Here is a 12,069-nt window from a genome sequence, read left to right on the forward strand (position 1 = left end):
GGAGCAGAAAGATGCAGACCACATCCCTCGCTGACTCCGCCGCCGCCAGTGCTCATGCCCAAACTGCTCGCACAAACGCCGCAGTCCAAAAACTGCAGACCGCCTCGGGCGACAAGACGGAAATTCGAACAGCGGCCGAAGAGTTCGAGGGCATCTTCATCAGCCAGATGCTCGGCCACATGTTCAAGGGAATGGAAAGCAATCCGATGTTTGGCGGCGGCCAGGCAGAAGATATCTACCGCGACCTGCTGGTCGATGAGTACGGCAAACAAATGGCGGGCACAGGCGGTATCGGACTTGCCGACAACATTGAACGCCAGTTGATCTCTTTGCAGGAGGTACGTTGAAATGCCTGACTATTCCATCGTAGAGGCATTCCGCGAGAGCATGATCGGGTTGATGAAGCTCTTGAATGAAGAAACCGCATTGCTGAAAAAGCGCGAATTCAAGACGCTGGACAAGCTTCAGGCACGCAAGCGTCAACTGTCCCTTTCCTTCGACAAACATCAGACGGAAGTGCGTGCCCATCCGGAAGTGCTGGATGGTGTCCCTGATGACGACCGGACAGAGTTGCGCGAACTCTATCAGCGCTTCCGCTGTACTTTGGCGGACAACATGCTGGCGCTGCGCTCCAGTCACGATGCGGCAGAGCGGGTGGTGTCGCTGATCATGGAATCAGTGCGCAAACAGCGCGGAATCGATTCCGATGCACCGACATTCGGGAAGACACGCACGGGTTATGCCGCCTATGCCCCCTTGGCACAGCCGGTAGCAGCCGTCAGCAAAAGTCTTTGATGGTTAGGCGCACGCACCGCACTCGATGAAAAGGCTCTAAACCGCACGATCAATCAGGAAAGGGCGGAAGCCCTTTCTTCAGCATCTTTTGCCGCTTCCTCGTTTCCAGCCTTGCCATGAAGGCGCGCGAGCAATTCAAAACTTGCCGCGTTTCTCGCGTCTAGCGCAACCGCTCGTTCAGCAGCAACGATGGCATCGTCGTTGTTCCCGAGGGTCTCAAGCAACAGTGCCATCTCGTTAAAGCTGTCGCTTTCCGCAGGTGCCTCGGAGAACACCGCCTCTAGTTCGGTCACAGATTCGTTACGCTTACCCATTCGTTTAAGCAGGACAGACAAACGGCAACGCGTCCCGAGATCGCCTGGAGTACGCTCTTTAACTGAGACGTAGCAGCGCTCTGCTATATCCAGTTCATCAAGCTCCATCATTACATTACCGAGCGTCACCATTGCCTCAATGTTCTCATTGTCGGCATTTATTGCCTGATGCAGAAATTCGGCAGCGCTTGGAAGATCTTCCCTATCAACCTCAAGAATACCGCGCCAAGTCAAAAGCCGGCTGTTGTCCGGATCATGAGAAAGGCCATTTTCGATCACAGAAATCGCATCGCCAATTTTTTTCTCAGACCGATAGACCAGAGCAAGAGAGAGGAATGACTCACTGATCTCGGGATCGTTGGAAATCGCCTTCTTAAGCAGCTCAATCGCCCGCGCGAAATTTCCTCGATGCAGTTCAAGAGTACCTGCATGGCAGAGGTAACGACCGGATTCCGGATCAAGCTCTATGGCAGATGTGAAAAAATCCGCCGCAGCATCAAGCTCGTCGCACTGCATGCAGAGCAAACCTGCAAGATCCAGCGCCTTGTGATTCTGCGGATCTCGTTCCAGGATCTCAACATAGATGTTGCGCGCCTCAACGACTTCGTCGGCTTCATGATGGCTGATACCGCGCTTCAGCAGTTCATTGATCGCGTCTTCGTCACTCACGCTGGAATCCTCCATCGACATACTCAAATCCATTTTGTAATTCGTAACATAGTTGGGTCAGTAGGGGAATTTTCGGAAACACCCCTTGCCTAAAATGCTCTGCATCTATCCATAAAATCGCGGCTCGGAAAACAAACAAGGGCGCCGGACCGGTGGCCCTCGCCCTTTATCATATTCACCCCAAGTTTATAGCAGCGTCGACACGAAGCCGCCGACCCAACTCAGATCAGAACGTCAACTTCCTGTTCCGCTCCGGCATTCGGAGAAGACTCGCTACTTCCAGCAGCATTCGCATTCGCCTCCACGACGGCGCCTGGAGCTTGCTCCGACGTCTCGACTGGTTCCTGCACAAGACCAGCGCTTTTTTGAAGTTCGCGAACGACGCGCTCTGGAGGAAACTGTTTCGTCACTTCGCCTGAACTACTATCACGAAGTTCGAAAATCACAGCCAAAGCTTCTGGGTCAAATCTTATGACCGGACTCAGGTAAAAGTCAGAAGACGCGCTTGTGGAGGGGCTGGCAGAATCAGGAATCGATGCCTGCAGCGACGGCAAAGGGACGGTTTTCGCAACTGTTTGTGCGGCGGTCGCCCCGGAAAGGATTTCGACCATGACCATCTCCATTCTGGAGTAAAGTAACCTGCCTTTTATCGGCAACCTGAAATATATATATCACCCTGCAACAAGAATGTCGAGTCATCCAGGCATCATTATGCAATTTTAAGAAAATGCAGCCATCAAGGATAACTCCATGTATTATAGATAGTTCAGCGAAATTTTCCCGTTACTCTAAATATAGTTGGCGAGTGACAGCTGCCGGAGGGATGCCGTCGTCTGATAGGCGGCCTGGAGCTGCCCCTGAAGCAGTTGGAATTCTGCCGCCGCTTCATAAGGGTCAACGTTCTCAACGCCATCAAGCTGATTCGACAGCAATGTGTTATCATCCTTATGCTGTGATTCTATATCAGTCATTCGAGCCTGCGTTGTGCCAAGAGACGCAATCATCAAGCCAATCTCATCGGCCGCCGTCTCAACCCTTGCCAAACCATCATTAACCAAAGCACGATAATCGTTATCAAGACCAGCGGCGAAATCAACGTCAGCGAATATGGAGAGAACCTCAAAAAGTTCCTCGAAGGTTGAGTCATCGTTGGCAAGTTCGCCAAACTCCAGGCGAACACCTTCTGCTGCGTCGAATGCAAACGGCTTTGTCTGCCCTGGCACAAGCCCGGCAACATTGTTCCAGGTCGCATCTGTCCCGAAATGAGTTGCTGACGCCCCTATTACAACCGCTGAGTTGCCGACAGCAAGCGCAGGAATTGCGCCAAAAGCCGCCGTTTTCAGAGTTGCGGCATCATCCACAGGCGCAGTCGAAACATCTGTTCCGTTAAACAAATAACGCCCTTCGGATTGGGTGTTTAAAAGGCTTACGAGCTGGTCAATGGCGGAATCCGCAAACTGCTTCAACACCGGAGCCGTATCGTCAAACTTGCCTTCCTGCTGATTGATAAGCTCAACCCTCATTTGCTCGGCAAGATCTTGAATCCCGGTCAGCGCAGATTCCATGATCTTTGTCCGCGTTCGCACCTGTTCGATAGTGGTAACGTAGGATTCCTTGGTCTGAATTTCCTCACGAAGCTGGATCGAGACACGTGCATCATCGCCTGTCAGACCGCTGTAGATCTGCGATATCTTGCCGGTTGAAACCTGCTCCTGCGCACGCGAAAATTGGTTTTGAAGGTTCAAAACCGTATTCTGTGCCCGTAGTGACATTGTCAGGGTGGCGACACGCATCGTCTCACTCCTTCTTTAACGTATAATGTTAACGAGTTCGTCAAGCGACTGCTGGACAGTCTGCAAGACGCGCGCGGAGGCAGCGAAAGCGGCCTCAAGCTCGATCAGTTTGGCCAGCTCTTCATCCGTGTTGACACCGCTCTCGTCCCGATAGGTCTGTACCAGCGTGTCACGGAAGTTCGTTTCGAACGTCAGCTGGCTTTCAAAAGTCGCATGTTGGTTCGCCTGAAAGCCAACCAGCTCGGCGGCAAAGCCTTCAAGACTGTTATCGGCAGTCAGCCCGAAGCCGGCAACGAAAGTCTGGGTATTCTGAAACACATCAAGCATGGCATTTGCGACGCGGTGATCACCGGAACCAATGGCAACATATGTGCTCCCGGCACCGCCGGTTACGAGAATTGACGGCGTAGCAGTCACCAGAGGATTAACTTGTATGACTTCCGCAAAGCCCTGCTCGTTACCGAGTGCGTCGGCCGGAACCGCACCACCGCCATCTACGAACAAGTTGACCACCGCAACCGTGCCGTTGATTGTAAAGGTATCCAGATCGTTCGCCAATTCGTGTGCCAGAGTGTCCAGCTGATCCTGGGCTTCGACCAGGATCGTATCGCGAATCCGGAGGAGACCCGCTAACTCTCCGTCCTTACCGGACACCTCAGAAGAAATATCCGGGTTCGTCGCAATGCCGGGAAGCCCATCTTCAATTCGCAAAGGTTGACCGGCCGTAGTCGACGTAAAAAGAGACGTTTCGACGAAAGTGAGTGGGAACTTTGTGTCATCGAGCAACAATCGGCTATCGCCGGTCAGAATGGTCAGCTCGCCATTCGAGCGCTCAATTACATTGATGTTCATATATTGCGACAGCTCTTCAACGAACTTATCACGGTTATCCTCAAGATCGGCGGTCGTAAGCCCCTGGGTCCTTCGTGTCGCTATGGAGTCATTTAGCGTCTCGATATTGTCCAGCGCCGTATTTGCAAGCTCGACGGTGTCCGCGATCTGTCGGTCTGCTTCTTTTCGCAGATTACTGATCGTCTGCGTGAGTTCCTGGAATTCTGCCGCCACGCTTTCCGCAGCGCGCAAGACTTCTGCCTGGTTCGCTCCAAGCTCGGGAGCGATCGACAGGGCCTGAAGCTTTTCCTTCAGATCAGTAATCTTGGCGGATATTGAATCGTCGTCGCCGGGCCGCCCAAAAGATTCAACCAAACGCTCAAGATAACTGTCCAGTACCGTCAGCTCGGAAACGGTTGCTTGCTGGGAGCGAATATCTTTCTGCAAGCCTTCATTTACCGTTCGCACCACTACGCCAAGATCAACACCCTGCGCCTGACCGCCGATGATCCGGGTCTGGAGCTGTTGCGATTTCCGCGTATACGTCTCGTTCGCGGCATTCGCCACGTTTTGGGACACTACATCGATTCGGGCCTGAGCTGCGGACAGGCCAGATGTTGCCGCAATAAGAGCGCTGTTAATTGACATGGTGGCTATCACCTCCGAAGTCTCATAGGCAAAGTGCCTCGAAAGCATGGAAGCAAGAACCGGGCCAGCTTGAGCTTTAGGACGCTTACAGAAAGACTTTCCGATATACTGCGGTTAGTGCAGCATCGGCGAATGTCGACATATTCTCGAGCTGTTGCGGTCCAGGCCTTTCGAAACGCTCTCGCGGTCCATACTGCGGGCCGGATCGGAGAGGCATTACCCCTTTATGAAGCCGTCACACATCAATTGCAGGATTTGAGCCACTTCTGGCATTTCTATGGGCTGGCTCTTTTTCAAGCAGGCAAGTCCGCAGAAGCCATTGATAGCTTTCACCGCTCACTCTTGCTGGCTCCCGGAGATGCAAACTGCATCAACAGGTTCTCTTGCATCTTCCTGTCCGATGGTGAACCAGATGATGCATGGCCCCAGCTACGGCACGCTTTGGTAATAGCACCCAATCATCCAGAGGCCTGGCGGAATATAGCCGAGGCGGAACGGCTACGCGGCGATCCTTTCAACGCACGTATATCGCTCGAGAAAGCAATGGTCCTGCTTCCGGAAGAAGCAGGCTGGCAACTGTCTTACGCGGCAGTGCTCAATGATCTGGAGCTGCCAGAGGAAGCCTTGTCAGCCTTGCAGGCTGTCGCCAAGACTTCAGCACCAACTCCAGAATATTATTTTCAGGAAGCCCGGGCTTTCTTCGATGCCTTCAAGGCAAGCCAGGCCATTATATCCTATCGCAAGTCCTTGCTAATGACTCCAGCGGCACCGCAAGCGCTGAACAACCTGCGGCTGCTTGAGCAAAGCATCGGCCGAATGCCGGACGGTGTCAAAAGCGCGACGCGCGCGTGCGTGCTGGAGCCAGGGAATACGGCCTTACAGCACGGTCTGACAGACGCCTTACTGAGTGCCGGCGAAATCGAACATGGGCAGGCCCGCAATTTCTGGCGCCATCTGAAGCCGGAAATTCTGATAATACGCCAGGGGTTACCCGAAGAATGGAACGGTGGGCCATGCAGGGACGGACAAAGCTTATTGATCTGCCACGAACAGGGTATCGGAGACGAGATCCGCTTTGCCTCCTGCATCCCGGACATACAAAAACGCTTCGGCGGCCCTGTCATTCTGGAATCTGACAAACGCCTGGCAACGCTCTTCGCGCGCTCCTTTCCGGGCCTGACGGTTGTCGAGAAAGTCCAGCGCTCAGACAGCAATCCGCCAACGGCCCAATACCGGCCGCTTGTCGAAGAACATGGCATTGGTCGGTACATTATGCTCGCCGACTTGCAATCATTTGTACGCCCGTCTCTCGAAGCCTTTCCACGGACAGCGGGGTATCTAACACCAGACGTCACTGAAACCAGACACTGGAAAGATCATTTTCGCGCAACCGGAAAACAACCCGCAGTCGGCTTGAGCTGGCGCAGCGGTATGCGCCGGGCCGGAGCCCGGCACAACTACCCGGAGCTACAAGACATCGTCCCGTTTCTAAAAGGCGCTGATTTCCTGCCCGTATGCCTTCAATATGACATGTCATCCTCTGAAAGAACGGCCATTCAGAAAGCTTCCACGAAGCAACTATATATTCCTGCGGGGATCGACCAGAGAAATGAACTAGACAGGGTGGCTGCAATGATTGCCGCCCTTGATCTGGTTATATCGCCGAACACATCAGTGCTGATGATCGCCGGCGCGGTGGCTACGCCGTCAATTGGACTTCATTCCGAGCGGGGTGCCACTTTCTTGGGTGCGAAGACTGATCCATGGTTTCCAGAAGAATGCAGTCTCATAAAATCCGGCGACGGCTCTTGGTCTGCATTGATAAATGAAGCGATCCCTTATCTTACCCGGATGCTGTCAAAAGGCGGCCGTTTGAAGTAACGTTTCGGGGATCAGCCCGTTAGCTGGCCTCAGCAAGCCGGAACTGATCCTGAAGGCCTTCCATGATCTGACGATTCACGTTGATCATCGCCTTCAATTCAGCCTTGCCCTGGATCACAAGTTCAATTTCCTGTGCCACCCAACGGGCTAGCTGAATTAGGCTCTTCTTGAGTTGCTCTGGCAGCGTGTTACCCGGCTCGGACAAGTCACAGAGGAATGCGTCCCAGACTTTCCCGTTCCACAAAGCGGCATTCAATTTGTCCTGCAACGTGGCCGTATCTTCCTGCGCCTTGCGCAAAGCACTCGTTACCTGACCAAGCAAGCGATACTCGATCTGCTGAGGACTCTCGGTCTTGGTTTGAACGTTCGAATATGCGGCATAACCTTGACGCACTTTACGATCCTCCAAAAACTAAAGATCCACTGTTTACTGGAACAGACCCAGGAGAACCTGCGGCGCGTTGTTGGCCACACTGAGAACCTGGACGCCAAGCTGCTGACGCACCTGCAAAGCGGTAAGTTGAGCAGACTCGCGGGCGAGATCGGCATCAACGATGTTTCCGAGCCCCTCTTCCGTCGCATCGCTGACTTCGGTCAGGAATTCTGTCTGGAAATTCAACGCTCTCGTATCTGCGCCGAGCTGCCCGAGCGCGATGTTGATGGTCGATTCCAGATTGGAATACTGAAACGTCAAAACGCTCTGCGCATTAGTTGCTGTCACCAGCGTAGCGCCGCCGAGCGAGTTGATGTCAGTCAACAGGTCTCGAGCACGCAGAGTAATCGTGTCGTTGTTCAAGTTTGACAGCGTATTCACCGCAGTCGCCGTATTAAGGACATTTATCCCGTTGAACACGGCGTTAGAGACGAAGTTACGTGCCTGTGAAAGCAATTCGTTAAAATCGTCTTGTAGAATACTGCGCTGCTGCGTCGTAATACCTTCGTTCGAAAGCTCGGTGAGCTTCTGCCGGACATCCGCGAGAAGATCCGAAATCGAGGTTGTACCAGCGAGCGCAACCTGAGCAATACCCTTGGTGTTGTTCAATCCCTGCTGAATCGCGCTTAAGGCTCGCAAGTCTCCCCGAATTCCCTGCGCAATAGCAAAGTTCGAAGCGTCATCCTCTGCCCCGGTTACCTTCAGACCGGTCGAGACTCGGTCCTGTGTCTGAGCCAAGAGGTTATTGGTGCGCTCGAGATTGCGTAGCGCGACCAGAGCCTCCGGGTTTGTCAGAATCGAGTTGCTAACCATTTCCAGTGTTCCTTCTCTCTTCGCGTCGCCTCCGCCCTTCAGCATCCAGTCCATTTCTTGGACATGGTCTTTTTTGCCGGGCAGGAACAGCGACGAACCACTGTCTTGGCCCATACATCGCAATTGTCGGGCCAAACAGAGAAGGAAGACTAACTAATTGATATTTATAATTTTTTCACAAGAAAAAGAGATCGACTAAATGTCAAGCGGCAGAGAACAGTGGAAAACCGGCATTTTTTGCAGCTGCACACGGACACTAATTGCCGTCCGTAGACGGTTTAAGAATTTTCGGCAAAACCTTCGCCGCCCGTGGCAAGGACACATCAATGTCGAAGCGTTCTAGTCTGCTGGTCATTGGATGGCAGGAGCCGAGAAGAGCATCATAACCATCGCTTAATAGGAGATGGCTCCATCCTAGCCGGATGGTTCGCGTTCCTATAGAAGCCGACAATGGTGAGATGGCTGTATCCACTGAAACAACGGCATCCAGGGCAGACAACATCGCCGCCACTCGGTCCAGCTCATTCTTCTGGTCTATACCTTCTGGGTCATAAACGACAGAGTCAGAGAGTTGCTGAGCTTCATCCAATTCTCCAGGCTGAAGATTGTAGATCAGGCTTACATAATTTGCCGTTCCAGTGCCAAGCGCCTGAACCATGTCCGTCGCGCTGCAATAGAATTGGTTACGCAATCCGCCAGCGACTCCGCTACGCCAACAGAGACCAACCCATGGCCCCTCTCCCTTTCCCAAGAACCGATCCCTCCAGTACCGCCGCTCCACTGGATCAACATCAAAGATCCGATCAGGTCCCGGTTTTGACAGGTCTTTAAGAAAGTGGCTGGGAAGAGAGCCAGCGAGGATTGCGCAATCAAAAACACGTTCTCTGGTAAGATGTCTGTAGTCGAAATACGGGTCAGCATTTTCGCGACCTATAACTTGCCGCTCGACAAAATCGATATCCGGGAAAGTCCGCCTAAATAACGGCAAATTCCTTTTGTCACATTCGACGGTTACCTTCGAGCATCGCTCCCTCAGCTGAGGCAGCACGGAAAGGTACATGTACTCGTCACCAACCCCCTGCTCGGCAGCGACAAGCAAACGGCCTGGATTTCCGTCACCGTCCCAGAATGGTGGCAAACCAATTCTTTCCGATCCAAAGCGCGCTGTTCGCCTGATATCAAAGTGCTTCCAGCCAGTTTCGATATTCCCTAGCGCGAATTCAACTTCCGCAATCAAGATGTGAAATGCGTCTTCACTTGGCGAGACAACAAGCCCGCGATAAGCCGCCGCTCGGGATGCTTTATGTTTGGCTGCGCTAAGCAGTGCTTTGGGTAAATTGAAAGCCGCCATATTGTTGGCCGGGTCAAGAACAAGGGCACGCTGGCTCGCAGTGATTGAGTCATCGACTTCCAAGTAACGTAGTAACTCCTCGCCCAAATGCGCCCACAACAGAGCATCAGCCGGGGTGACCCTAGTCGCACGGCACGCCCATACACGCCCGTCAATCATACCGCTGCCAAGCTCTCTGCTTTTCTGTAACTCAACGAGATGAGGGTATGGAGCCACCTTTTCCGGCGCAATGAGAAGGCATTTGCGAACCGAAAATTCCGCTGCCTGCTCATCGCCGGTTGATGAGAGCGCAATCGCAGCATGTAGGTAAGGTTCGGCATCAAGAGGCGACAAGAGAACCGCAAGGGAAAGTGGCTTCAGTGCTTCATCTCTTGCACCGGAACTCATAAGTAATGCGCCCAGTCGCGCTTGCGCCGGGGCGCTATCAGGAAAAAGATCAGTCGCATTCATGGCCGCACTTTTTGAAAGAGAATGATCTCCAATTTCCTCCGCAACGCGGGAGAGATTTAGCCACGCGTCTATGTTGTCTGGATCAGATTCTACCGCCGACTGGAATGCCTGAAGAGCCCCTGTCTGATCATACAAAGCGGCGCGGACCGAGCCCAAATGGTTCCATGCCGGACCGCGCGAAGGGTCGAGTGATACGGCTTCTTCAAGCGGATCTAGCGCCTCTTCAACTCTCCCAGTCTGAAAGAGCAAAGTACCAAAAAGATCAAGCGTTACAGGATGTTTAGGGAATTGCCGGAGTACTTCGCGGTATCCCGGTTCCGCTTCGGAAAAATCACCGGCTTGATGCGCAACAATGGAACGCTCAAGAAGCTTTGAAAGATATTCGGCGCGCTGCTCAGGAGTCATTGCGTGCTCCAAGCCGGCCGCGTATCAGATGCAACACTACAAAAATCTGGCGTGTTCAGGCTTGATCCAGAATTGAGCCTACAGCACCTGATGGTTTCAGCGATGTCTGGTTTTCTGACGACTGAGACGGCTTGAGGCCCTTCATAATGTCCCTATTCACAGCGACCAGAGAATCGATATCTCCCTCGCCCTCAAGAGCAATTGCAGTCTCCTTCGTTACCCAGATACCCAGACTCACAATCGCTGCACGCAGGTCTCGGGGCAACTGATTGCCCGCAGTGCCGCAGTCTTCTACGAAGATATCCCAAACTTGTTTATTCCAATTCAGCGCCGACGCAACCTGGGCCATTTTGGCTGGGTCATTCATCGCGCCCTTTTTGTTCTCAACGGCTTTGATTAGCTCAGAGGTAACCTGCGCCAGTAGGCGGTACTCTGTATCGCGTGACGTCGCAGTCTGAGTGATGGTTTTTTTGTAGGCGTCAATGCCGGACATTAATTGCTCCCAACCACTTCTGGCGCGCCAATCTTGAAAATTTCAGCCTCATAACTAATCAACGCCTTACAGGTTTTCAAAGCTCTGTAGAACCGCTTTTCGTTCACATCCTGGACCAGGTTTAAAAGCGTCATCCGCACTTCTTTGAACGTCGTCGCCTCAAGAAAGCTCTCAACGAACTCAAGGAACATGCCACGATATTGATCGGGATCATCGTGATCCAGATACATTAACAAAATGGTAAAGTAGATACGCTTAGCCGGCGAGGTCGCATCCTCTTCCTGCATGATGTCTTTGCCTAAAAGGATAGTCGCCTCGTTCTGGAGCACCAGAGACGCGCCTTTTTTCCCAGCAACCATGACAGCGCCGTTAACGACAAATTTCTCACCCGGCTTCACATTGATTTTTAAAGGCATTCTTCAGAACCTGCGCAACCGACTTGATTGCACATACATAACACTAAATCAGCAATTCGGAAAATGCGCTTCGTCACATCACTGACGAGGTCGCACAAGGCCTGCGAGCGCTCTCAGTAAAATAATTTAGGTACCGACGAATTTTGGACAAAAAAAATCGGGGGAATTTCTTCCCCCGATTTCCAAGTAAGTTTGGTACCCTATTAACGGAACAGGCCAAGCAAAGACTGCGGGCGCTGGTTAGCAATCCCGAGAGTCTGTGTGGACAGCTGCTGCTGCACCTGCAAAGAAGTAAGTCGGGCGGACTCGCGTGCCAGATCGGCATCGACCAAGTTGCCGAGACCTTCATCGGTTGCGTCCCGAATTTCCTCAAGGAACTGCGTCTGCAGATTAAGGGCTCGCACTTCGGCACCGAGAGAGCCAAGTGCAGTGTTCACGACGGACTCGAGGTTGGAATACTGGTTCGCGATCACACTCTGTGCGTTGGTAGCAGTAGCAACAGTAGCTCCCGCAAGACTACCCACCTGCGTGTTAACCGCACTCTGTGCCGTCAGCCCCAACACGCCACCGGCCAAATTCGAGAGCGTATTAATGCTGCCCGCACCGGACTCGATCAGGTTCGTGCCATTGAAGGAAGCATTGGCGATGAAGTTTCCAGCCTGCGAGAGCAACTCGTTAAAGTCAGACTGGAGAATATTCCGCTGTGCAGTCGTAATACCTTCGTTGGAAAGCTCGGTAAGCTTTCCGCGAATATCGGAAAGCAAGTTGGAGATACCG

The 12,069-nt window shown here is 52.8% G+C and carries 13 protein-coding genes; 3 read left to right on the top strand and 10 right to left on the bottom strand.

Going from position 1 to position 12,069, the window contains the following annotated elements; translation table 11 throughout:
* Positions 1-11 precede the first annotated feature (11 nt).
* Together ABJ076_RS18610 and ABJ076_RS18615 are read left to right on the top strand one after the other, a co-directional pair.
* Complete coding sequence (locus tag ABJ076_RS18610) at positions 12-347, top strand: rod-binding protein (RefSeq protein ID WP_348191693.1); 336 nt, start codon at positions 12-14, stop codon at positions 345-347.
* A gap of 1 nt (position 348) precedes the next feature.
* The gene (locus ABJ076_RS18615) at positions 349-795 is read left to right on the top strand and encodes a hypothetical protein (protein ID WP_348191690.1); all 447 of its coding nucleotides are present in this window, start codon (positions 349-351) and stop codon (positions 793-795) included.
* Positions 796-848: 53 nt separating this feature from the next.
* Here ABJ076_RS18615 and ABJ076_RS18620 read toward each other — a convergent pair whose 3' ends face one another.
* The 4 genes from ABJ076_RS18620 to flgK all read right to left on the bottom strand — a co-directional run bounded on the left by ABJ076_RS18620 (position 849) and on the right by flgK (position 5,050).
* Positions 849-1,778: a tetratricopeptide repeat protein gene (locus ABJ076_RS18620; protein WP_348191687.1), complete on the bottom strand. Its 930-nt coding sequence runs from the start codon at positions 1,776-1,778 to the stop codon at positions 849-851.
* A gap of 221 nt (positions 1,779-1,999) precedes the next feature.
* Positions 2,000-2,389, bottom strand: coding sequence for a hypothetical protein (locus ABJ076_RS18625; RefSeq protein ID WP_348191685.1), 390 nt, complete (start codon positions 2,387-2,389; stop codon positions 2,000-2,002).
* Positions 2,390-2,566: 177 nt separating this feature from the next.
* Positions 2,567-3,571 carry a flagellin gene (locus tag ABJ076_RS18630; protein WP_348191682.1) on the bottom strand — a complete coding sequence of 335 codons (1,005 nt, stop codon included), beginning with the start codon at positions 3,569-3,571 and terminating at the stop codon, positions 2,567-2,569.
* 15 nt (positions 3,572-3,586) lie between these two features.
* On the bottom strand, positions 3,587-5,050 hold the full coding sequence (gene flgK, locus ABJ076_RS18635) for a flagellar hook-associated protein FlgK (protein WP_348191679.1): 1,464 nt from the start codon (positions 5,048-5,050) through the stop codon (positions 3,587-3,589).
* Positions 5,051-5,296: 246 nt separating this feature from the next.
* Between flgK and ABJ076_RS18640 the strand changes: the two genes are divergently transcribed.
* Positions 5,297-6,931 carry a hypothetical protein gene (locus ABJ076_RS18640; RefSeq protein ID WP_348208705.1) on the top strand — a complete coding sequence of 545 codons (1,635 nt, stop codon included), beginning with the start codon at positions 5,297-5,299 and terminating at the stop codon, positions 6,929-6,931.
* Positions 6,932-6,950: 19 nt separating this feature from the next.
* On the opposite strand, the gene flaF (ABJ076_RS18645) is transcribed toward ABJ076_RS18640, so the two are convergent.
* The 6 genes from flaF (ABJ076_RS18645) to ABJ076_RS18670 form a co-directional block, all read right to left on the bottom strand.
* The gene (flaF, locus tag ABJ076_RS18645) at positions 6,951-7,325 is read right to left on the bottom strand and encodes a flagellar biosynthesis regulator FlaF (protein ID WP_348185207.1); all 375 of its coding nucleotides are present in this window, start codon (positions 7,323-7,325) and stop codon (positions 6,951-6,953) included.
* A 33-nt stretch (positions 7,326-7,358) separates the two neighbouring features.
* Positions 7,359-8,291 (bottom strand): flagellin, encoded by a 933-nt coding sequence (locus tag ABJ076_RS18650; protein WP_348185209.1) that lies wholly within the window; start codon positions 8,289-8,291, stop codon positions 7,359-7,361.
* A gap of 142 nt (positions 8,292-8,433) precedes the next feature.
* A complete protein-coding gene (locus ABJ076_RS18655; protein WP_348185211.1) occupies positions 8,434-10,383 on the bottom strand; it encodes a tetratricopeptide repeat protein in 1,950 nt (649 codons plus the stop codon).
* A 55-nt stretch (positions 10,384-10,438) separates the two neighbouring features.
* The gene (flaF, locus tag ABJ076_RS18660) at positions 10,439-10,876 is read right to left on the bottom strand and encodes a flagellar biosynthesis regulator FlaF (RefSeq protein ID WP_348185213.1); all 438 of its coding nucleotides are present in this window, start codon (positions 10,874-10,876) and stop codon (positions 10,439-10,441) included.
* Positions 10,876-11,292: a flagellar biosynthesis repressor FlbT gene (locus ABJ076_RS18665; protein ID WP_348185215.1), complete on the bottom strand. Its 417-nt coding sequence runs from the start codon at positions 11,290-11,292 to the stop codon at positions 10,876-10,878. The genes flaF (ABJ076_RS18660) and ABJ076_RS18665 overlap by 1 nt, the downstream gene beginning before the upstream one ends.
* Before the next feature lie 203 nt (positions 11,293-11,495).
* Positions 11,496-12,069 (bottom strand): flagellin (locus ABJ076_RS18670; protein ID WP_348191671.1); only part of this gene is annotated, 574 nt, incomplete at its 5' end.

The organism is Nisaea sp., from assembly GCF_039990255.1.
Classification (GTDB): domain Bacteria; phylum Pseudomonadota; class Alphaproteobacteria; order Thalassobaculales; family Thalassobaculaceae; genus Nisaea.